Source organism: Microbacterium sp. A20 (assembly GCF_004794515.1).
Classification (GTDB): domain Bacteria; phylum Actinomycetota; class Actinomycetes; order Actinomycetales; family Microbacteriaceae; genus Microbacterium.
This window is the reverse complement of record NZ_SSDF01000090.1, coordinates 40,219-61,626: the sequence shown is the minus strand read 5'-3', so window position 1 is coordinate 61,626 and position 21,408 is coordinate 40,219. Positions and strand designations below refer to the sequence as shown.

Annotated in this window: 23 protein-coding genes and 1 tRNA gene; 4 read left to right on the top strand and 20 right to left on the bottom strand. The window is 69.3% G+C overall.

From position 1 onward, the window contains the following. Positions 1-82: 82 nt before the first annotated feature. Positions 83-155 (top strand) — tRNA-Leu (locus DW298_RS16240). Between the two features lie 10 nt (positions 156-165). Here DW298_RS16240 and DW298_RS16235 read toward each other — a convergent pair. The 11 genes from DW298_RS16235 to DW298_RS16185 form a co-directional block, all read right to left on the bottom strand. Further along, positions 166-831: a DedA family protein gene (locus tag DW298_RS16235; protein WP_136043508.1), complete on the bottom strand. Its 666-nt coding sequence runs from the start codon at positions 829-831 to the stop codon at positions 166-168. A gap of 6 nt (positions 832-837) precedes the next feature. Further along, positions 838-1,743, bottom strand: coding sequence for a cation-transporting ATPase (locus DW298_RS16230; protein WP_136043507.1), 906 nt, complete (start codon positions 1,741-1,743; stop codon positions 838-840). A gap of 290 nt (positions 1,744-2,033) precedes the next feature. Beyond that, positions 2,034-3,545: an FAD-dependent oxidoreductase gene (locus tag DW298_RS16225; protein ID WP_136043506.1), complete on the bottom strand. Its 1,512-nt coding sequence runs from the start codon at positions 3,543-3,545 to the stop codon at positions 2,034-2,036. A gap of 25 nt (positions 3,546-3,570) precedes the next feature. Next, complete coding sequence (locus DW298_RS16220; protein ID WP_136043505.1) at positions 3,571-4,878, bottom strand: S8 family serine peptidase; 1,308 nt, start codon at positions 4,876-4,878, stop codon at positions 3,571-3,573. Continuing rightward, positions 4,875-5,417 carry a DUF501 domain-containing protein gene (locus DW298_RS16215; protein WP_136043504.1) on the bottom strand — a complete coding sequence of 181 codons (543 nt, stop codon included), beginning with the start codon at positions 5,415-5,417 and terminating at the stop codon, positions 4,875-4,877. Before DW298_RS16215 ends, DW298_RS16220 begins: the two co-directional genes overlap by 4 nt. Before the next feature lie 47 nt (positions 5,418-5,464). Continuing rightward, a complete protein-coding gene (locus DW298_RS16210; RefSeq protein WP_240745166.1) occupies positions 5,465-5,947 on the bottom strand; it encodes a septum formation initiator family protein in 483 nt (160 codons plus the stop codon). 182 nt (positions 5,948-6,129) lie between these two features. Beyond that, positions 6,130-7,410, bottom strand: coding sequence for a phosphopyruvate hydratase (gene eno / locus DW298_RS16205; RefSeq protein WP_136043502.1), 1,281 nt, complete (start codon positions 7,408-7,410; stop codon positions 6,130-6,132). Between the two features lie 118 nt (positions 7,411-7,528). Beyond that, on the bottom strand, positions 7,529-8,188 hold the full coding sequence (locus DW298_RS16200; protein WP_136043501.1) for a class I SAM-dependent methyltransferase: 660 nt from the start codon (positions 8,186-8,188) through the stop codon (positions 7,529-7,531). A 46-nt stretch (positions 8,189-8,234) separates the two neighbouring features. Continuing rightward, the gene (locus DW298_RS16195) at positions 8,235-9,185 is read right to left on the bottom strand and encodes a type II CAAX endopeptidase family protein (protein ID WP_136043500.1); all 951 of its coding nucleotides are present in this window, start codon (positions 9,183-9,185) and stop codon (positions 8,235-8,237) included. Beyond that, entirely contained in the window at positions 9,182-10,240 is a 1,059-nt protein-coding gene (locus DW298_RS16190; protein WP_136043499.1) for a DUF1648 domain-containing protein, read from the bottom strand. The genes DW298_RS16195 and DW298_RS16190 overlap by 4 nt, the downstream gene beginning before the upstream one ends. Next, a complete protein-coding gene (locus DW298_RS16185) occupies positions 10,237-10,635 on the bottom strand; it encodes a GntR family transcriptional regulator (protein ID WP_136043498.1) in 399 nt (132 codons plus the stop codon). Before DW298_RS16185 ends, DW298_RS16190 begins: the two co-directional genes overlap by 4 nt. Positions 10,636-10,743: 108 nt before the next feature. Between DW298_RS16185 and DW298_RS16180 the strand changes: the two genes are divergently transcribed. Further along, positions 10,744-11,217 (top strand): DUF4442 domain-containing protein, encoded by a 474-nt coding sequence (locus DW298_RS16180; protein ID WP_136043497.1) that lies wholly within the window; start codon positions 10,744-10,746, stop codon positions 11,215-11,217. 31 nt (positions 11,218-11,248) lie between these two features. Here DW298_RS16180 and DW298_RS16175 read toward each other — a convergent pair whose 3' ends face one another. The 4 genes from DW298_RS16175 to DW298_RS16160 form a co-directional block, all read right to left on the bottom strand. Continuing rightward, complete coding sequence (locus DW298_RS16175; protein WP_136043496.1) at positions 11,249-11,755, bottom strand: hypothetical protein; 507 nt, start codon at positions 11,753-11,755, stop codon at positions 11,249-11,251. A gap of 160 nt (positions 11,756-11,915) precedes the next feature. Next, on the bottom strand, positions 11,916-12,323 hold the full coding sequence (locus DW298_RS16170) for a hypothetical protein (RefSeq protein ID WP_136043495.1): 408 nt from the start codon (positions 12,321-12,323) through the stop codon (positions 11,916-11,918). 101 nt (positions 12,324-12,424) lie between these two features. After that, on the bottom strand, positions 12,425-14,083 hold the full coding sequence (locus DW298_RS16165; protein ID WP_136043494.1) for a hypothetical protein: 1,659 nt from the start codon (positions 14,081-14,083) through the stop codon (positions 12,425-12,427). Then, complete coding sequence (locus DW298_RS16160; protein WP_136043493.1) at positions 14,080-14,370, bottom strand: hypothetical protein; 291 nt, start codon at positions 14,368-14,370, stop codon at positions 14,080-14,082. The genes DW298_RS16165 and DW298_RS16160 overlap by 4 nt, the downstream gene beginning before the upstream one ends. Before the next feature lie 140 nt (positions 14,371-14,510). On the opposite strand from DW298_RS16160, the gene DW298_RS16155 reads away from it, so the two are divergent. After that, positions 14,511-15,740, top strand: coding sequence for an APC family permease (locus DW298_RS16155; RefSeq protein ID WP_136043492.1), 1,230 nt, complete (start codon positions 14,511-14,513; stop codon positions 15,738-15,740). Between the two features lie 2 nt (positions 15,741-15,742). On the opposite strand, the gene DW298_RS16150 is transcribed toward DW298_RS16155, so the two are convergent. Further along, the gene (locus DW298_RS16150) at positions 15,743-16,537 is read right to left on the bottom strand and encodes a helix-turn-helix domain-containing protein (RefSeq protein WP_136043491.1); all 795 of its coding nucleotides are present in this window, start codon (positions 16,535-16,537) and stop codon (positions 15,743-15,745) included. Positions 16,538-16,624: 87 nt separating this feature from the next. On the opposite strand from DW298_RS16150, the gene DW298_RS16145 reads away from it, so the two are divergent. Continuing rightward, positions 16,625-17,167: a VOC family protein gene (locus tag DW298_RS16145; RefSeq protein WP_205820409.1), complete on the top strand. Its 543-nt coding sequence runs from the start codon at positions 16,625-16,627 to the stop codon at positions 17,165-17,167. Here DW298_RS16145 and DW298_RS16140 read toward each other — a convergent pair. The 4 genes from DW298_RS16140 to nhaA all read right to left on the bottom strand — a co-directional run bounded on the left by DW298_RS16140 (position 17,136) and on the right by nhaA (position 21,340). Then, positions 17,136-17,924: an SGNH/GDSL hydrolase family protein gene (locus DW298_RS16140; protein ID WP_240745176.1), complete on the bottom strand. Its 789-nt coding sequence runs from the start codon at positions 17,922-17,924 to the stop codon at positions 17,136-17,138. The two genes, DW298_RS16145 and DW298_RS16140, sit on opposite strands and share 32 nt — an antisense overlap. 211 nt (positions 17,925-18,135) lie before the next feature. Then, positions 18,136-19,386 (bottom strand): histidine--tRNA ligase, encoded by a 1,251-nt coding sequence (hisS, locus tag DW298_RS16135; protein ID WP_240745175.1) that lies wholly within the window; start codon positions 19,384-19,386, stop codon positions 18,136-18,138. 72 nt (positions 19,387-19,458) lie between these two features. Beyond that, positions 19,459-20,064, bottom strand: a complete 606-nt coding sequence (locus DW298_RS16130) for a MazG family protein (protein WP_240745174.1) — start codon at positions 20,062-20,064, stop codon at positions 19,459-19,461. 106 nt (positions 20,065-20,170) lie between these two features. After that, positions 20,171-21,340: a Na+/H+ antiporter NhaA gene (nhaA, locus tag DW298_RS16125; RefSeq protein WP_136043489.1), complete on the bottom strand. Its 1,170-nt coding sequence runs from the start codon at positions 21,338-21,340 to the stop codon at positions 20,171-20,173. Positions 21,341-21,408 lie beyond the last annotated feature (68 nt).

Genomic DNA, 21,408 nt, shown 5'->3' with positions numbered 1-21,408 from the left:
CACCCTAAGGCCTCCCCATACTCCGGATCATCCCCCGCGGCACCCGGTCGCAGCCGCCGCGCGGCGATAGGCTGACGACGCGGCCCCCGTAGCCCAATGGCAGAGGCAGGCGACTTAAAATCGCTTCAGTCTGGGTTCGAGTCCCAGCGGGGGCACTTCGGCTTCTCACTCCTCGCCGTCCGCAACAGCTCTCCGCTCTCCCGCCGCTTCTCGCACCCGGCGAGCGACCAGCACCACGAGGGCGACCGCGATCGCCGTGTAGACGGCGTAGTCGAGGTATCCGAGGTACTGCTCCAGCTGCTCGTGCTGCGTGCCGAGCGCCGCACCGACGCCGAGGAGCAGAGTGTTCCAGGCGCCGCTGCCGACGACCGTGTAGACGCTGAAGGTGACGAGATTCATGCGCGATGCCCCGGCCGGGATCGAGATGAGGCTGCGCACGCCCGGGACCATCCGCCCCACGAGCACAGTCCAGCCCCCGCTGCGCGTGAACCAGTCCGCTCCGCGCTCCAGATCCGAGCGGCTCACCAGTCGGGTCGACGCCAGCAGTCGCACTGCGCGCTGCATGCCGATCGCCGCGCCGAGCCCGTAGAGCAACAGTGCTCCCAACCAGGAGGCAAGGGTGCTCCAGAAGATGAGCCAGCCCAGATTCAGCTCTCCGCTCTGGCTGAGGTAGCCCGCGAACGGCAGGATCACCTCGCTCGGGATCGGCGGGATCAGCACCTCGAGGAAGACGAGCACACCGACCCCGACGTCGCCGAGGGAGGTGAGCACATCGGCCGCGAACCCGGTGAGGCCGCTGAAGCCGTGCTGAGCGTCGGTTGCGAAGAACATCCGCGCTCAGCGTCCGAAGAGATCGCCGATGCCCGGGATGCCCAGGTCTCCGAGTCGTTCTCCCCACCCGGTGGCCGCCTCGCCGAGTCCGGACGCCGCCTCCCCCGCGGAACCCATCAGGTCGCCTGCCCCGCCGGCGATCGACTCGACGTCGATTCCGGCGGCGAGCGACTCGACGTCGATGCCCTCCGCCAGAGCACCGAAGTCGACGCCGATGTTCGCGGCCTGCTCGAGAAGCGGACCGGCCACCGTGCTGAGCACCGCACCCCCGGCGACCACGCCGAGGAGTCCCACCGCCGCGCCGCCTGCGGCGACCGCAGCACCACCGGCGCCGGCACCACGCACCCGCGACAGGAGTCCGCGCATCCGCCCCGGCTTCATGGCCTCGGCGCGTCCGGCAGCGCGGGCGAGGTCGTCCGGCGACGAAGACCTCGGACGCTCCCCCGGCTCGAGCTCCTGCCGCATCCGTGCCTCGACGAGCGTGCGCTGCTCGGGCGTCAGACGGGCGAATGCCTCCCGGTGGATCTGCTCGACACGCTGCGGGTCGGCCGTCTGCAGCAGATAGTCATACCGGGCGATCGCTGCCCGGTCGGCGTCGGACGCCACGTTCGAGGAACGGGACGCCGGCGCAGCCGGGGGTGCGTATGCATCCCTCGGACGAGGGGAACCGGCCGCACCGCTCCGAGCGCCGGACGCCGGCGGTGCATACGGGTCTGCAGCCGCGGGCGGTGCGCTCTGCTCGACTCGCGGGCCGCCGTCGGCCGGGCCTCGGACCGCGTCCACGGCTCCGCGGAGCATGCCGCCCCAGTCCGTCGAGCGGGATCCGCCCGCCGAATGGTCGTTGCGTCCGGACCCGGCACTCTTGTCGAGCGCGTCCGTGGCGAGTCCGATCAGGCGGGAGAGCTTTCCCATGGGTGTCCCTTTCGTGGTGCGGGCCACCGGGGATTCCCAGGTCGAAGCGACGGCAGGGGTTTCTCGGCACCCCGCGATGCGGGTGCCAAGGTCTCCTCCACCCTCGCGGGCCAGCGGGCCGGAGCACGATCTCATGCTCGTAATGACGACGACGCTGCAGACGGGAGTACTCCCCTTGCTGCCTCCACGCTAGCGGCTGCACCTGTGCTTCGCCTCGGAGCCGGCCCGAAGAAACGAAGATCGGCCCCGGCGCAGAGCGCGCGGGGCCGATCCATCGGTTCGAGAGTCAGCTACTTGGCTGCAGCCTCGGCCGGCTCAGGAGCCTTCTCGGCGGCAGGCTTCTTCGCCGCAGGCTTCTTCGCGGCCGGCTTCTTGGCCGCGGGCTTCTTCGCGGCGGCAGTCGCCTCCGGTGCCTCAGCCGATGCCGCCGGAGCAGCCTTCGCGGCAGGAGCGGCGTCCGCGACAGGCGCCGCGGGAGCTGCCGGACGCGGACGGGCGGCGAACTCCTCGAAGACGTAACGCGGGTTCTGCACCGTCTCGAGGTTCACCAGGTCGCGGCCGAGCCACAGGTTGTTCCACCAGCCCCAGATCACACGGAACTTGCGCTCCCACGTGGGCATCGCGAGGCCGTGGTAGCCGCGGTGCGCGACCCAGGCCACGAAGCCCTTGAGTGCGATCTTGCCGGACTGGAAGACGCCGTTGTACAGGCCGAGACCCGCGACGGCACCGAGGTTCTTGTGGAAGTACTCCTTCGGGTTCTCCCCACGGAGCACGGCGACCAGGTTCTTCGCGAGGAGCTTGGCCTGACGGACAGCGTGCTGGGCGTTCGGCACGCAGAAGCCGCCGACGCCGCCGCCCGAAAGGTCGGGAACGGCGGACACGTCACCCGCAGCCCAGGCGCCCTCGACGAAGGCCTCAGGCGTGCCGACGCGCAGGTCGGCACGGGTCTGGATGCGACCGCGCTCCTCGACCGGGAGGTCTCCGCCACGAACCACGGTCGGGTTCGCCATGACACCCGCGGTCCAGACGATGACATCGGTCGGGATGACCTCGCCCGTGGAGAGCTCGACGTTACCGTCGATGGCGCCGGTGACCTGGGTGTCGAGGTGAACGTTGGCACCGCGCTTAGCGAGATCCTTCAGCACCCACTCGCTGGTCTTCAGCGAGACCTCGGGCATGATGCGCCCCATGGCCTCGATGAGGTGGAAATGCGTGTCCTCGAAGCTGAGCTGCGGGTACTTGCCGACGAGCGACGAGGCGAGCGAGCGCAGCTCGGCGAAGACCTCGATACCCGCGAAACCGCCACCGACGACGACGACCGACAGCAGACGGTCGCGCTCGGGACCGGCGGGAAGAGCCGCGGCCTTGTCGAAGTTGGACATGACCTTGTCGCGGATAGCGACGGCTTCCTCGATCGTCTTCAGCCCGATCGCGTTGTCGGCGATGCCGGGGATCGGGAAGGTGCGGGAGACGGCTCCCGCGGTGACGACGATCTGGTCGTACGCGAACTCGTACGGCTCGCCGACGGGCGGCGTGATCGTCGCGACCTTCTGCGCGTGGTTGATGTTCGTCACCTTGGCGGTGAGGACGTGGGTGCGCTTGAGGTGACGACGGTGCGCGACGACCGAGTGGCGCGCCTCGATGGAGCCGGCGGCCACCTCGGGCAGGAACGGCTGGTACGTCATGTACGGCAGCGGGTCGACCATGGTCACGTCGGCCTCACCCTTGCGGAGGTGCTTCTCGAGCTTCCACGCGGTGTAGAAACCTGCGTACCCTCCGCCGACGATCAGAATCTTGGGCACAGTGCTGTTCTGAGGCACAGAAGAACTACTCCTCGGAGTCGGGGATTTGGCGTACGGAAACGCGCGCCGATCGGATGCGCCGGGCAGCTGCGGTGACGCCAAGCGCTACCAGGATACCAGGCACGGTGAGCGCAATGAGCGGCAGGGTACCGTAGCGCAGTGAATCGGCGCTGGGAAGCAACGGTGAAGCGGCCTCGCTCGGCGCATCGGCCGCGGGCAGCGGCGGCACGGCGACCGGTGTCATCGAGGGAACGGGCTGCGGTTCCGACTCCGCGCGACGGAAGTAGCGCACCCATTCCGCCAAGTCGCCCATGGGGTTCGCGCTCACCGGCGCGATGTCTGCGGAGATCGCCGCGGCGGCGTCCACCAGCCCGTAGCCGTAGAGCGGATCCTGCGGCTTGGTGGCGTCCGGGACCGGTATCGCCGTCTTGATGATGCGGTTGATGACGTCGATCGCCTTGATGTCGGGATGCGCGGAGCGGATCAGTGCGGCGACTCCCGCGACGATGGGCGCCGCGCCGCTCGTCCCACGCCAGTGCTCGACCTTGCCGTCGGCGGAGACACCGATCAGTCCCTCGCTGGGTGCCGAGATCCCGATCGTGATGCCCTGGGTGGAAGCCTCGACGCTCGCGGTTCCCGTCTGGTCCACGCCACCCACGGTGAGCACGCCGGGGATCGTCGCAGGAGCACCGATGATGTTCGTGCCGCTCCCCCGGTTGCCCGCGGCGACGACGACCACCACGTCGTGCTCGAACGCATAGAGGAACGCGTCGTCCCAGCTCTCATCCCAGTCGAGCGTGTTCGTGGTGAAGGAGAGGTTGATGATGTCGGCGCCGTTGTCGACCGCCCAGCGCATGCCCTTCGCGACCTGCTCTGTGAACGGCACGGCGGCGGCTGCGCCGAAGCCGACCGAGATGGAGAGGAGGTTGGCCTCCGGCGCGACCCCGATCATGCCGGTCCCGTCGGGGGCACCGCGTCCGGCCGCGAGCGACGCCACCCACGAGCCGTGATTCCCGTCGATCGCGCCCAGCGGCGTCCGTCCATCCGGGGTGCCGGCACCGGACACATCCGTGCCGCCGACCACCGCGTCGCCGAACACCTCGGGCACCTTGCCGATGCCCGTGTCGATCACGGCGATCGTCACGCCCTTGCCGCGGGTCGTCTGCCACGCCTCGCGGATCCTCGCGCCGTCGAGCCAATACTCCGACGCGCGGGTCGGATCGGATGGATCGTCAGGGATCGGCGGCGGCGTCGCCGTGGCGCCGAGGAGCAGCACAGACGCCGCGACCACCAGCATGGCGGCAGCGCTGCGCAGCGTCCGGCGGGCTGTCATTCGGGTGACGCCGCCGCTTCTCGCAGTGCGGCGCCGGGGTCTTCGCACCGGCACACCTCGGGCGACCAGGACGACCGCGCCAGCGCGGCATCGCCGATCGGGTTCACGCCGGGACCGGCAGCGAGGGCGTGTCCCGCGAGCGCGTGCAGGCACTTCACGCGCGTGGGCATGCCTCCGGCGGAGATCCCGTCGATCTCGGGGACCTCCCCGAACTGCGTCCGGTCGGCGAGGTACGCCTCGTGCGCGGCGAGGTAGGCGGCAGCGGTCTCCTCATCATCGGCCAGGAGCGCCGCGAGTTCGGGCATCACCTGCGTGGCCTCGAGGGTCGACATCGCCGCCGTGGCCGCCGGGTGCGTCAGGTAGTAGAACGTGGGGAACGGCGTGCCGTCCGGAAGGCGCGGCGTCGTGGCGACGACCGTGGGGTTGCCGCACGCGCAGCGAGCCGCGATACCCACCACACCACGGGCGGGACGGCCGAGCTGGGCCGAGACGACGGCGAGCTCGGCGGACGTGGGGGCAGGGAACGGCGGCGTGGTCACCCCTCCAGCGTAGGGGAGCCGCCCGAGAGGATGCTCGGAGGGAGCGCTCAGGGAGCGGTCACTGCCGTGTCGCTGAGTCCTGTCGCGACCAGGGTGCGCAGGAGTTGCGGCATCCAGTCCGACGGCTTCTCCTCGAGCGTGTCGCTCACCGGTGCCTGCTCGCGCGGGAGCGCCGATGGATCGAGGTCGTTGTCGATCAGATACACGACCTCGCCGGGCTTGACGTAGTAGAGGCGCTCGCGCGCCTGAGTCGTGATGTATGCGGGGTCGTTCCACCGCTCGCGCTCGGCGATCAGCGCGTCGATCTCGTCTTCGCTCACCTGGACCGATGCCTCCAGCGCCGCGATCTTCTGACGCTGGTCGATGAACGTGCCGAGCGTGGGCACGAGGACCCAGGCACCCAACACCACCAGCGACAACATGATCACCGAGAACGCCGAGAGACGGATGCCGGAGGCCCACTCGCGGACATCGACGCGCGGTGCATCACCGCGGTTCCTGCGCGAGGCTCGGGGCGCGGGGGCGGTCACGGATGACGCCCTCGATCTGCCGGCGCCCTTTCCGGCCGCCTTCGCGGCCGGAACCGACGAAGGAGGAGCCGGTCGTCGTGCCACGGCCCCTCCTTCGTCGTGCCGCTTCAGCGGCGTCCTGCTCCGCGGATGACGGCCGTCTCAGCCGCCGCTTCCGCGGCTTCTTCGTGTGTCAGCCGCGCTCAAGCCTGCGAGCGCGGGAAAGCCGAGCGACCGGCGAAGACCGCGGCGTCGCCGAGCTCCTCCTCGATGCGCAGCAGCTGGTTGTACTTGGCGACGCGCTCGCTGCGAGCGGGTGCGCCCGCCTTGATCTGGCCGGAGTTCGTCGCGACGACGAGGTCGGCGATGGTCGTGTCCTCGGTCTCGCCGGAGCGGTGCGACAGCATGGCCGTGTAGCCGGAGCGCTGCGCCAGGCTGACCGCATCGAACGTCTCGGTGAGCGTGCCGATCTGGTTGACCTTGACGAGCAGCGAGTTGGCGACGCCGCGCTTGATGCCGTCGGCGAGGCGCTGCGGGTTGGTGACGAACAGGTCGTCGCCGACCAGCTGCACCTTGGAGCCCAGGGCGTCGGTGAGGTGCTTCCAGTTGTCCCAGTCGTCCTCGGCCAGCGCGTCCTCGATCGTGACGATCGGGAAGTCGTTGACGAGGCCCACGTAGTACTCGGTGAGCGCGGCGGCGTCCCAGTCCTTGTTGTCGAGGCGGTAGACGCCGTCCTTGAAGAACTCGGTCGCTGCGACGTCGAGGCCGAGGGCGATGTCGGTGCCGGGCGTGAAGCCGGCCTTCTCGATCGCCTTGACCAGGAAGTCCAGGCCCTCGCGGTTGCTGGGCAGGTCGGGGGCGAAGCCGCCCTCGTCGCCGAGGCCGGTCGCGTAGCCCGCGGCCTTCAGCTCGGCACGCAGCACGTGGTAGGTCTCGACGCCCCAGCGCAGTGCCTCGGAGTAGGTCTCGGCGCCGATCGGAGCGAGGAAGAATTCCTGCATGTCGATGCCGTTGTCGGCGTGCTCGCCGCCGTTGATGACGTTGAACAGCGGAACGGGCAGCACGTGGGCGTTGGGGCCACCCAGGTAGCGGAACAGCGGGAGGTCGGCCGAATCCGCGGCCGCCTTGGCGACGGCGAGGCTCACGCCGAGGATGGCGTTGGCGCCGACGCGCTTCTTGTTCTCGGTGCCGTCGACCTCGATGAGGATCTCGTCGACGATGCGCTGCTCGCTCGCCTCGACACCCTCGATGGCCGGGCCGAGCTCGTCGATGATGGCCTCGACGGCCTTGAGCACGCCCTTGCCGCCGTAGCGGCTCTTGTCGCCGTCGCGGAGCTCGTACGCCTCGAACGCGCCGGTGGATGCACCGGACGGAACGGCCGCCCGCTGCACGATGCCGTCGTCGAGGAGGACCTCCACCTCGACGGTCGGGTTTCCGCGCGAGTCGAGAATCTCGCGTGCGCCTACAGCCTCGATCAGTGCCACTGATGTGCTCCTTGCTCAGGGGGAAAACGTGGTGTGGAGCGTCGTCGATCCGCGCCCAGTCTAGCCCGGCCGTGCGACCGGACCAGGGACGCGTCCGGGCATTCCGCATGGAGCGGGCTCAGACCACGACGGCGATCGCGAAGCCGTCCCAACCCTTCGCCCCGACCGTCTGCAGAGCCGTGGCGTCGAAGCGCGGATCCTCCCCCAGCATCCGGAGGCCATCGCGGGTGCCGATCACCTTCGGGTCGCTGCTGTCGTCACGGACGATCTCGCCTTCGCGCCCGATGTTGTCCAGCACGACGACCGTGCCCGCGTGACCGAGCCTCGCGGCCCAGTCGAGATAGACGGTGTTGGACTCCTTGTCGGCGTCGATGAACACCAGATCGAACCCGCCGACCAGCGTCGGCAGCACGTCGGCACCCCTGCCGATGCGGATGTCGACGCGGTCGCCGACTCCGGCGGCGTCGATGCTGGCCCGGGCGACGGCGGCGTTCTCGGCCTCCGCCTCGATCGTCACGACGCGGCCCTCCGGTCCGACGGCCCGGGCGAGCCAGATCGTCGAATACCCGCCGAGGGTGCCGATCTCGAGCACCCGCCTCGCGCCGCTGATGCGGACGAGCAGGTTCAGCAGCTTGCCCGCGACGGGCGCGACCTCGATCTCGGGCAGCCCCGCCTCGCGCTGTGCGACGAGAGCCGACTCCAGGTCGGCGTCGGGCCCGACGAGCGTGTCGGCGAGATACGAATCGGCCTGCGACCAGGCGGCGGGGGTGGAGTCCATGACCTCAGCCAACCGCCGCCTCGGATCGCCGTCAACCCCCGCGGCATCAGCCCCGCGGCGGCGAGAGCAGACGACCGGGGGCGTCGGCGAGCTCGGGCTGCTTCCGGAACTGGCCGGTCAGCACGAGCACCAGGACCACCGCCGCGACCACGATCCACGCCGCTACGCCGAGCGGCCCGGCGAGAGCGAGATCGGGCTGCGAGGCCGCGAACAGGACGATGAGCCCGGCCGCGGCGTTCAGCGATCCGTGCGCGATCACCGCCGGCCAGACGGATGCGGAGCGCAGTCGGAGCCAGCCGAGCAGGACACCCCAGGCGACGCAGCCGCCCACCATGAACAGGACGCCCGTGATGTCGGTGCGCCCGAAGTTGTAGCCGAGCAGGATGATCGGGCTGTGCCACAGGCCCCAGATCGCGCCGCTGAGGATCAGGGCGGGCCAGGTGCCGAGCGGTCGCAGCGCCGGAAGCAGCCAGCCTCGCCATCCGATCTCCTCCCCGAAAGCGAAGATGCTGTTGAACAGCGCCCCGAGCGGAACCATCGCGATCTGGGCGAACACCACGACCTCGGCCGGGGGCACGGGGGCACCGGCGGGCAGTGCCTTCGCGAGCTCCGCCGCGAAACCGGCGAAGGTCAGATCAAGCTGCACGAACCCGAGCGCCGCGGACACGACGATCGTGAGCCCGACCAGCACCGGTGGGACGAGCCAGGCCGCGACCATGAGCCAGACCACGCGCTTCGCGGGCCGCAGCGGCCAGAGTCCGAGGAAGCGTGCACGCTGGCCCCGGGCGGGCACCCCCATCGCGAAGGTCACGACCAGCACCGCGATGGCAGGAGTGAACATCATGATCGGCAGGAGGAACACGGACATCGGCTCGGCGAGACCGGCCCCCAGCCAGAGGGGCAGCGCCACCAGCCACGCCAGCGCGCAGGCGACGACCACGAAGACGATGACGGCGGGCCAGTGCACGGCGCGGGGGTGTGGAGTCGATTCGGTCATGAGTCGGCCTTTCCGGGTTCTGCGGGCGTCACGCCCGGCGTTCGAGTACGGTCCACATAGGCCTGGAGCAGTGCTGCAGCCTCTTCGGCTCCGTCGATGGTGACGATGAAGGGCCGCCGACCCCGACGGCTGACCTCGATCGCGGATCCCTGCCGCATGACGATGCCGGTCCGCCCGTCGACCGAGATACGCCAGCCCCAACCGCCGAACTCACCGAACGGCGAGATCTCCACCGCACGAGCGGACTCGATCTCGTCGAGCGGAATGCGGATGCGCGGCCAGCCCAACAGAGCCCGCGCGGCGAAGCCCTCCGGAGTGACCTTGACGCGGAAGGATGCGGTCGCTGCCAGTGCGAGGCCCACGACGAGCACGACCACGGCCACGATCCAGCCGCCCGCGACGCCGGTGCCCAGCATGTACGCGGCGAGCGCGACGAGGCCGAGAAGCACGATGAAGAGGAAGGCCAGCGCTCCGCGGGGCATGGTCGTCGTGGCGACCCACACGACGCGTTCACCGTTCGCGATACGGACGGCGTGCCGGGGCTCCAGCGTGCGTCCCTGCTCCGCTCTCACGCGGGGTTGCACGGCCCAGGCGATGCCCCCAGCCGCGATGAGCCCCCCGAACGCCAGCGCCATGATCCCGCCGATGCCCGGCGCGTCCGCGATATCGGTGAGATCACGCTGGATCGCGAGCGAGCCGAGGCTCATGATCGCGGCGAAGAGTGACATGCCCGCCGCCAGAGCACCCATCAGGCGTCCCGCGCCGCCCCAGTGCGCGCCGACCGAGGCGAGGGTGGTGATCGCCATCAGCAACGGCAGCCCGAGTCCGATCCCGACGAGGAGCCAGAGATAGGTGGACGGAGCCCCGAAGCCGTCGGCACCGCCGACGCCCCAGTGAGTCGCGACCTGCTCCGGCATCGTGGGCAGCCACGTGAGCATGACCACGACGGCGATCGCAGTGATCGTGATCGGCGCGATCACCGCGACGACGAAGAAGGTCAGCCGTGCACGTCGCAGCAGCGGAGGCGGCGTGCGGGTGAGGTCGTGGGCGGTCATGGCGAATCCTCCTCGGGGTTCTCGATCGGGTTCATGACGGTGCGGGCTTGGCGATGCGCCTGGACGATGCCGGCGAGCGTGTCGGCAGACACCCCGAGAGCTGCGGCCCGACGCACCAGCTCATCGATGTCGTGCGCGAGCTCGGCGAGCGGCGCAGCCGAGGTCGCGATGACGGCCCCCCTGCCTCGACGCAGATCGACGAGACCTTCGTCGCGCAGCCTTTGATAGGCGTGCAGAACGGTGTGCTGGTTGATCTCCAGCGCCTCGGCGACATCTCGCGCCGCGGGAAGGCGGTCTCCGGGCGCGAGCACTCCGGCGAGGATGTCCGAGCGCACGGACGCCGCCACCTGGTCGTACAGCGCGCGGGGGCTGTCGGGATCGACGCGGATCAGCATCCGACTCTCCTTCTCCGGTATCGCTAGTTATTCTATACGAACTAGAACAACTGTAGCTACCCTCCAGACGTCTTCGTCCCCCGGCCCTGTCTCCCCCACACTGGCGGGATGCGCATCACGCCCCGCCGCCTCGCCCTCGGTATGAGCCTCTGGATCCCGAACCTCTTCAGCGGTATCCGCATCCGCCGCTTCAGCGAGGACTGGACCCACGCCACCGTCGAGCTGCATGTGAACGTCTTCACCCGCAACTACGTCAAGACCGCGTTCGGCGGTTCGATGTCGGCCATGACCGACCCGTACTTCTTCATGCTCGTCATGCATCAGCTCGGGCGCGACCATGTGGTGTGGGACACCCGCGGCGAGATCGAGTTCATCAAGCCCGGACGCGGGGTGCTCACGGCCGAGTTCGAGGTGTCGAAGGAGAAGGCCGAGGAGATCCGTGAGCGCGCGCGCGGCGGCGCGAAGGTGCTCGAGTGGTTCGAGACGGTGATCACGGACCGCGAGGGCGACGTGGTCGCGAAGGTCCGCCGCGAGGTGTACATCCGGGAGAAGAAGCGGGTCACCGCGTCGTCCCGGGGCTGACCGGGGCGTGGAGGCGCCGGCGGGTCGGCCGTCAGAACGTGCCGCCCTGGTAGACGCCCTCCGGCAGCGTGAAGTACTCCGAACCCGAAGCGATGCGGATCGTGTGCGGCTCTCCCTCGCTGAAGATGTAGTTCTCCACCGAACCAGGCAGCGTCAGTTGCACGCTGTACGTGTCAGTGACATCGACCCAAGACTCGACGGAGAACCGACCTTCATCTCGCACATCTGATTCCAACTGCTTCACCACCTCAGTCGCATCAGCCTCGGAGACGAGCACCACGGTCGTAGATCCTGCCCAATGGTGCCGCGCTTCGTCACAGGAGAACAGCGTTCCGTCCGGCTTCTGATCGACGCTGGCGACGACGTCATCAGGAATCAACGACGCGATCTCCAACTCCATCGCCTGCGCGTCGGCCTTTGCCTTATCTGCCGTCTCTTTGCTCTCCTGTCCGGGTCGCTCCGCCAGGAAAGCGCATCCACCCAAGATCGCCGAGCACACCGCAACGACGCCAATGGCCTGCCACCACGACGCTCTCATCCGCGCACCAGCTCTTCCATGTACTTCAGGGCTTTGTCGTTATCCATCAGCATCCCGATGTCATCGAGCGGCACGTACATCGCCTCGGCATCCCCGACCCGGACAGCGCGAGAAGGCCGCCGACTCGGAGCGATCTCAGGTCATGGATGTGAGACGGACATCAGAACGTCCCTCCGGGATACACGCCTTCCGGCAGCGTGAAGCACTTGGAACCTGAATCGATGTCGATAGTCCCCTCTTCAATACCTTCACCGAAGATGAAGTTCGCAGCGGTCTCGGGGGACGTCAGCTGCACGGTGTACTCGCCGGCAGGGTCGACCCAGCTCCTCATCTCGAAGCGGTCGTCGTCTGCCATTTGAGCCTCAACGCCCTTGACGACCATTTTGACGTCCGTGCCTGGCACCAGAGCAACCGTTGTGAGACCTTTCCACCGGTGTTGCGCATCGTCGCAAGCGAACAGCGTTCCTTCTGGCTTCTGGACGAAATTTGCCACAACATCCGCAGGAATCAACGCCGCAATCTCAAGCTCCATCGCCTGCGCCTCAGATTTCGCTTCTTCCAACGTCACGGGACTCCCATCGTCAGCAGGCGTTTGAGCGGCGGGCGCACAACCTGAGAGCACCGTCGCGCAAAGCAACGCGACGGCAACAGCCCGCCACCCGCTGCCTCTCATCTGGCCACCAGCTTCTTCAGATACTTCAAGGCCTCATCATTGGCGTCACTGTTCGTCGCGATCAGGTTGTGATTGTCCATCAGCACCCCGATGTCATCGAGCGGCACATACACCGATGGATATCCGCTGGATGGCACAGCTGCCGACTCTGCCAGTTCGTCATCATGCGGCCCTTCGTAGTATTCGCCGTGCTCGAAAGCCGGGTGTTCACGTGGATTGTTCCCGTCCCACACGATCCCAAGTCCCTGCCCGGATTGCAGGATGTCGTTGTAGGAGAGGTCGGTGTACGTCGTGTCCTGCCCAGGTTTCCACGCTTCGGGCATCCCGGCCCCGGAGAGCGAGATCACCTTGTCGTAGTCTGCCCCAGCGACCTCGGAGCTCGTGACGTTCGACAGCCCCCAGCTGTGTCCGAGAGCATCCTGCTCCGCCGCCACCAGGAGCGGATCCGCACGCATCCCCGCCTCGAACCGCGCAAGCTGCCGCCCTGCCGCGAGCGCGCGGTCCGCATCGTTCGCCTCGCTGATGCGGAACATGTCGATGCCGCCGGCGTCGGTGTTCTCCCCCGGGAATGGTCCATCCTTATAGACGAACGCGACGGTGCCCGGCACCTGGCCAGCGAGGTATCCAGCGATCTGCTGCGCGCCACCCCGGTAGAAATCCCTAAGACTCGTGAAGGTTCCCGGCACGTACGTGATCACCTTCTCCGTCTCGGGCGAGGGTGTTCCGATCATCTCGACGATCCGCGAGGAATCGCGATCGTAGAGGTAGAGCTGTACGGGAGCATCATCGCTCATCACCTGTTTCAGATAGGCGATCTCGCTGCGCAGGAAAGCCGCGCGCTCGTCCGAGATCCCTTCGACGGCGAGATCCGCCTCGGCCTCCGCGATCCAGCCGGGCGCGTTGAGGCGGTTGGCGGCCACGCGGACGAGCGCGGGAATCCCGTCCATCGCGCCCACGATCTCCGAATGCGCGTTGATCACCTCGTCCTGCAGTTCCGGCCGGGACAGCCACAGGCGCAGCACCTCCTCCGGCGTGTCGGCGGAGAGGAGCGCGTCGAGGAAGTCCCTCGCCTCGAGGGTGACCGGCACGCTCTCTGACGGGACCAGTGCCCGCACGGCAGCGTCGTACGCCTCTTCCCAGGCCCCGAAGTGTCGTTCGTACTCGACCCAGAGCTCGTTCAACTCCTCCTCGGCTCGATCGCGTGCTCCGATCTGCTCCGTCGCCTCATCTTCCGCCTTTTCCAGGGCCGCGGGGTCGTCGAGCCTCGACGCGGCCACCGCACCGCGCCCGGCACTGTCAGCGGCCCTTCCCAGCGTTTCATGCTGGGCGTGCGCATTCTCGATCTCCTCGATCAGCGCGTTCGCCTTCGGGGCGTGCGCGTCGTGCGCCTTCGCATACGCCGTCAGGGCCTCGGCGAGCGTCTGAGCGAGCGCGACGTCCGGGCCGATCACCGACAGGATCGCCGCAGCGTCCTCGCGGGCGCCGGAGACGGCCTTTCCCACGCCGGCACACCCCGTCGTCCGCGCCGCCGCCCCGCGAAGGGCGCTGAGGTGCTCGGCGACGACCTCGAACTGATCGACCCACCGAGACATCGTGCCCACATCGCCCGCGATCTTCTCGAGCGGGTATCCACGGTTCGGCGAACCAAGACTCATGGCTGTTCCTGACCGGTGAGCTCGACGTCGAGGTCGGAGTACCGGTCGGTGATGTTCATAAGAGTCGTCCTCAGGGCCTCACTCGCGTCTTGATGTGCAAGCGTCGCCTCACGGAGTGCGTCTACTTGCCTGTCGAACGCAGACTTCAGCGAATAGCGGCCGAGCGGTGCGTCGACGCCGGTATCACCCGCCAGGTTCGAAGCGTCCGCCTGCAAGACGAACACAGCGTCGGCGAGATCGAAAGCCGTCGCCCGCAATTCGTCATAGAACACCTGTACTTCCGACATGAAGACACCCCCCGGTATCCATCCAAAATCACCTTCCCCCATGGCTTCCCCGCCCGAGGGAGGACGTGGAAGCCAGCATAAGCGACCGGCCGCGGTGCGTCCGTCACCCGCCGTTCACCGCGGACTGTCACCATGGACGGATGCCCCTCGCTCGCCGACTGACGCTCGGAGACGCCGTCGCCATCGGCCTCGGATCCATGATCGGCGCCGGTGTGTTCGCCGTGTGGGCTCCGGCGATCGGGGCCGCCGGCAGCGGCATCCTCATCGCACTCGCGATCGCCGCCGTCGTCGCCTACTGCAACGCGACCGCATCGGCGCAGCTCGCCGCGGTGCATCCCGTCGCGGGTGGCACGTATGCGTACGCCCGCGCCGAGATCGGCCCGTGGTGGGGATTCGTCGCCGGCTGGAGCTTCGTGATCGGCAAGATCGCGAGCTGCGCCGCCATGGCGATGACCTTCGCCGCCTACGCCGCACCCGAAGGATGGCAGGTGCCCGTTGCCGTCATCGCCGTCGCGGCACTGGCGGTCGTGAACTGCTTCGGCGTGACCCGGACCGCGCTGCTCACGCGCATCCTGGTCGTCTGCTCGCTGCTCGGGATCGCCGTCGCGGTCGGATTCGGGCTCGGCGCCGCACCCTCAGCCACTCCCGGCCCGCTGCCCGACGCCACCGTCTACGGCGTGCTGCAGGGGGCCGGGCTGCTGTTCTTCGCATTCGCCGGATATGCGCGCATCGCGACCATGGGCGAGGAGGTGGTCGACCCGGCGAAGACCATCCCGCGCGCAATCATCCTCGCCCTCGGCGGAGCCGTCGTCGTCTACACCCTGGTCTGCGTCGCGGTCGTCCTGGTCCTCGGCGCCGATGCGATCGGATCGACGGCGCCGCTGGTCGACCTGCTCGATGCGGTCGACGCCTCGGCGTGGGCCCCGGTCATCCGCGTGGCGGCGGCCGCCGCCTCACTGGGTGCGCTGCTGGCACTTCTGACCGGCATCGGGCGCACGACGCTGGCGATGGCCAGGGAGGGCGACCTCCCGAGGTTCCTTGCGAAGATCGATGAGCGCCATCACGTGCCGCAGCGCGCCGAGATCGCGATCGCCGTCATCGTGATCGTCATCGTGCTGCTCGCCGACCTTCGCGGCGCGATCGGCTTCTCGTCGTTCGGAGTGCTGCTGTACTACCTCATCGCCAACGCGTCGGCCTTCCGGCAGCGGGGATCGGCACGCCGCTACCCCCGCGCGCTGCAGGTCGTCGGCGCGCTCGGGTGCCTCGTGCTGGTCGCAACCCTCCCCGTGCTGGCCTCCGCGATCGGAGCAGGGGTGGTCGTGCTCGGCGTGGGATACCGGATGCTGCGGCTGCGACGCGCGCGCGTCTGAGGTCAGCGGCTCGACTCCGAACGGTACGTGCGAGGAGCGAGCCCGAGGACCGCCTGGAAGTCGCGCGTGAGATGGGCGTGATCCGCGTACCCGAGATCAGCGGCGATCGACGCGAGGTCGACGTCCGGCTGCTCCCGCACGCGCACGGCCGCCTCCTGCAGTCGCCGTCGTCGGATCATCGCGCCCGGGGAGAGGCCGACGTGGCGGTGGGTCATCCGCTGAAGAGTGCGAACCGACACCGCGAGGCGCGCGGCCGCCTCCTCCGGTGTGAGCGCGGCCCCGTCCCCCATCAGGACCTCCATGAGCGCGTTGGCCTGGCCGGCCGGCTCCCCGACCGGACCGACCCGCGCCGCGAGCCACCGGGCGAAGATCTCGACCGCCCGTTCGCGATACCCGTCTCCGGAACCCATCGCGACCACCACGGCGGCCTGCAGTTCGGCGACATCGCCGGCCCGGGGCTCCAGGGCTCGCCCGCCGTCGACCAGCGCGGTGGGGTCATCGATCAGGGCAGCGACAGCGGCGGGGCGCAACAGGGCCCCCACGGCCCAACCTTCTCCGCGCAGGTCGCGGTGCGACAGGCGGGTCGTCGCCCCCGACAATGTCACGGCCTCGGCGTCGACGACGAGATTGAGCGCCGGATAGGCGACGACCTCTTGGCGCGACGATCGGCCGGGCTCGATGTCCCACTCCGGGATCCAGAACCAGGCCACCAGATCCGCCACTGCGGCCGGTGCCGGAAGGCGGTGGAACTCGGGCAGGCGGGCGGGGTAGAGCACGCCACGGGTCGGGTTCACCATGCGCCCAGCGTAGGCTCCGGCACCGACGTCGAGAGGTTGTCGCGGATGTTCAAGTCGCGGGTGCTCCCCCCGGCCTAACGTGGCGACATGAGCAACGACACCCCCCTGACAGATACCCCCATGACCGGCGCGACCGGGACGTACACGACCGACGGGCGCCCGAACAGCGCGACCTCGCTCACGCCGTTCCTGGCGATCCCCGATGCGAAACAGGCGATCGAGTTCTACCGCGACGTGTTCGGCGCCAGGGTCATCGACCTGACCGAGTTCGGCGGCGTGGTCGCACACGCAGACCTCGACTTCGGGCTCGGCATCCTCCAGCTCGGCGAACCGAACCCCGAGTACCACCTCGTCCGCTCCCCCGAAGGCGATGACGACTGCTACTCGATGGGCCTGTACGTGCCCGACGTCGATGCGGTCGTGGCGAAGGCCGTCGCCGCCGGAGCCACCGTGCGCGAGGCACCGGCGCCGTTCGTCTCTGGCGACCGGTTCGCGAGCATCCGCGACCCCTTCGGCGTGCGCTGGTCGGTGATGACCCGTGTCGAGGACATCTCCGAAGAGGAGAGCAGCCGACGGGTGGCCGAATGGGCCGCCTCGTTCAGCGCGCCGCCCGCCGACGGCGCGAGCTGAGCGACGCCTCCGCCGCACGGCACACGGCGGGAAGCAGGGCATCGGCGGTGCGCCGGTAGCCGAGAGCACTCGGGTGGAAGCGGTCGAGGCTGAACATCGCCTCCGGCTCGTCGAAGAACATCGGCCCCACCGCGCGGCGCAGATCGACCGGCTCGGCGCCCGCCCGTCGCGCCGTCTCGTCCTGAATCTCGGCGAGACGGCGTGACAGGCTCGACGCGATCCGGCGGAGCGGCTGCGGAACGGCGCGGAGAGCACCGAGGTCGGGGCAGGTGCCGACGACGACCTCGGTACCGGTCTCCCGCAGTCGCCGGATCGCCTCGTGCAGATGCTGTGCCGACAGCGCCACGGGCAGCCGGTGCGTGACATCGTTCCCACCCACGACGATCACGGCCACGTGCGGGCGATAGTCGGCGGGGAGCGCATCGAGCTGCGCGGGAAGGTCGGGCGACTCCGACCCCACGACCGCGGCGGTGCGCAGCCGGACGGGACGGTGCATCCGACGTCCCGTCGCCTTCGCCAGACGACCGCCGAGCGTCTCTTTGCGGTGCTCCGCGCCGAGGCCGGCCGCGATGGAGTCGCCGAGCATGAGCAGATCGAGGGGCTCACCGTCGAGTGCGCGCCGCCAGACGCGGTCGGCATCGAGCGACTCCTCCCCCAGCGGCTTCCCGATCCGCTTCCGCGCGATGGCGGCCTGCTGCATCAGGGCGAAACGAGTTCCGCCGAGCACGGCCGCGAGGACGAGCGTCACGAGGGCGATGATGCGGATGCGGCTCACGCCCCGATTCCACCCCGCCGGAGTGAACGCGCCGTGAACGCGTCCGGGGGCTTTCCGTCCGTCCGTGTTCATTCGTCGGGAGATCGCACGGATGTCGGACGAAACCTCGGCGATTCTCCCGACAACCGTGCATTCTCCCGACAGGTGGACCGGGTGGACCGGGTTGCACCGGAGCGGGCGCGACAGGCTCGCGTCAGGAGAGCGGCTTGAGCTCCAGCTCGCCGGCGCCCGCGGACACGGTCGCGAACGCCGTGTACCCGTCGGCCGCCGAGCGCTCGAGCAGCGCCTTGACGTTCTTCGTGCGTCGCTCGAGCCGAACCCGGGCACCGCCCGCGATGAGCGCTGCCTTGTGGCGGACGAGCTCGTGCACCGGCACGTCGGCGTCGTGGATCAGCACGACCGCCTGCGCGGCGGCGTCGTCCACATCGGCGATCAGGTCGACCAGACGCTCGAAGCCGAGCGAGAAGCCCACCGCCGGAACCTGCTGCCCGAGGAAACGCCCGATCATGCCGTCATAGCGCCCGCCCCCGCCGAGCGAGTACCCGACGGAGGGGTGCGCGAGCTCGAAGATCGTGCCCGTGTAGTAGCCCATGCCGCGCACGAGGAACGGGTCGAAGACGAGCGGGATGTCGGACTGACCACGCCCCGCAGCCACCGCCTCGCCGATGCCGACCAGGTGCTCGACGAGTTCGGCCGGCGCACCATCGGGCAGCGCCTTGCGGATCTGGCGCTCGCCGAACGGGTTGTACTCCATCGTCTGCGGGCGACGCAGGAATGCGTCGAACGCGTCGGCGGCCGCAGTCGACGCACTGCGCTCACGCAGCTCGGTCGCCACGCCCTCGGGGCCGATCTTGTCGAGCTTGTCGATCGTGATGAGCACCCCCGGGCGCTCCTCTGCCGTGAAACCGAAGCTGTCCAGCATCCAGTCCAGCACGCGGCGATCGTTGATGCGCACCGTCGCGCCCTCGAGGCCCAGCGCGTCCACCGCGTCGAGCGACGCGACCATCAGCTCGGCCTCGGCCCGCGCGGAGTCGTCGCCCATGATGTCGATGTCGCACTGGACGAACTGCCGGTAGCGGCCCTTCTGCGGACGCTCCGCACGCCAGACCGGACCGATCTGGATCGAGCGGAAGACGGTGGGCAGCTGTCCGCGGTTGCTCGCGTAGAAACGCGCGAGCGGCACGGTGAGGTCGTAGCGGAGGCCGAGGTCCGAGAGTGCAGCCGGGTCGTCGGCGGCCGCGCGGATCGCGTCGGCGTCGAGGCCGCGGCGCAGGATGTTGTACGAGAGCTTCTCGTTGTCGCCGCCGATCCCGGCATGCAGGCGGTCGTAGTCCTCGACGACGGGCGTCTCGATCTCGTCGAATCCGTGCGCGAGGTAGCGGTCGCGGATGACGGAGAGCACACGCTCACGGCGGGCCTTGTCGGCGGGGAGGATGTCGCGCATGCCGCGCGGCGGGTTCACAGTAGCCACGACTCCATCTTCCCAGGTCGCCCAGCTCGTCCGTGCGCCCGCGCCTCAGGAGCCGGCTTCGGCCGCCCGCACCTCGTCTTCGAGCACGCGGAGCCGTTCGCGCAGGGCGCGTTCCGCGTCCCACCCCTCGGCGCGGGCTGTCGCCACGAGCGCGAGCAGCGCATTGCCGAGCTCGGCTTCGGATGCCGGGGGCACGGCGGTCGGAACCGGCGCGACCGTCGCACCGACACCGGCCGCGCGCCCGGAGAGCTTCTGCGCGAGTGCGAGTGCCGGCATCCCCCGCGGCACCCCGTCGAGCACGCTGCGACGCGTGCGCTTCTCGGCGGCCTTCGCGGCGTTCCAGTGCACCAGCACCTGCTCGGGCGTCTCGGCCACCTCTCCCGCGAAGACGTGCGGATGCCGGCGCACCATCTTCTCGGTCAGGGTGCGGGCCACGTCGTCGATGTCGAACGGGTCTTCCGGGTCCTGCGCCGCGATCGCCGCGTGGAACAGCACCTGCCAGAGCAGGTCGCCGAGCTCTTCACGGAGGTCGTCGCGGGTGCCCGACTCGACCGCATCGATCACCTCGTGCGACTCCTCGATCAGATACGGCACGAGGTCGCGGTGCGTGATCTGCTGCGACCACACGCAGCGGTCTCGGACCGCGTGCATGGTGTCGGCGGCCGCGCGGAGCGGGTCAGCCCCCTGTGCACGGGACTCAGGCTCGGGCTGCGCGTTCACGCGTCCTCCTTCGATCGGTCCGGGCTCCGCGCCGCGTTCACGACGAGGCGGATGCGACCCGACGGTACCAGCGTGCCCGCAGCGACACGATGAACGCGGAGAGCACGAGGGCGATCAGCGAGCCGACGAGCACGCCGAGGATCGCCTGATCACGGATGCCGCCGTCGCTCGCGAAGGCGAGGTTGGCCAGCAGCAGCGAGACCGTGAAGCCGATGCCGCCGAGCGCTCCGGCCGCGAGGATGTCGGCGAACGGCAGCGCGGGCTCCGCCCCCTTCGGACGGATGCGCATCGCGATCCAGCCGAACAGCGAGATGCCGACGATCTTGCCGACCGGCAGTGCGACCACGATCGCCCAGAACGCCGGCGACAGCTGCGTGAGAGAGAGGGCGGGGATCACGACGAACGCAGCGACGAACGCGAACACCGGGAGGATCACGCCGTTCACGGTCGGCTCCAGCGCGTGGCGGGTGCGGCCCGCGGGGACCGGCGACATGACGAGCCCGAGCAGGACGCCGGCGATCGTGGCATGGATGCCGGAGGACGCCACGAGGCCCCAAGTGACGAGGCCGACCACGACCATGGCCACCGCGATCAGCGGGTGCCCCTTCGCGTGCAGGAGGCGGCTGAGCGCCCAGAACACGGCGACACCGACGACCGCGAGACCCAGCTGCAGCCACTGCACGTCGTCGGCGAAAAGCACCGCGATGAAGATGATGCCGATGATGTCGTCGAGGATCGCCAGGGCCAGGAGGAAGACGCGCACCCGAGAGGGCAGCCCCTTGCCGAACATCGCCAGCACGCCGAGCGCGAAGGCGATGTCGGTCGCGGTCGGGATCGGCCACCCGGATGCGGTGGAGCTGTCGCCACCCGCGATCAGCAGGTACACCGCGATCGGCACGAGCACTCCGCCGGCCGCGGCGATCGCGGGCTGCACGGCCTTGCGCGGCGAATCGAGCTCACCATGCGTGAGTTCATGACGCAGCTCGATGGCCACCACGAGGAAGAAGACCGCGAGAAGACCGTCGGACACCCAGTGCGAGATCGACAGGTCGAGGTCGGTGCCCGGCACCGCGATGTGGAAGTCGAGGAACGCCGCCAACGCGTCGTGCGTCGGCAGGTTCGCGAGCAGCAGGCCGAGGCCGGCGGCGATGAGAAGGAGGACGGCGGGGAACTGCTGACCGCGGAGGGGGTTCGCTGAGATGCGCATCCCCTCCATCGTAGGTCGCCGCGATATCGCCGCGCTTGCGGTCTCGCGGCGTCCCGCCCGCGCCGGGC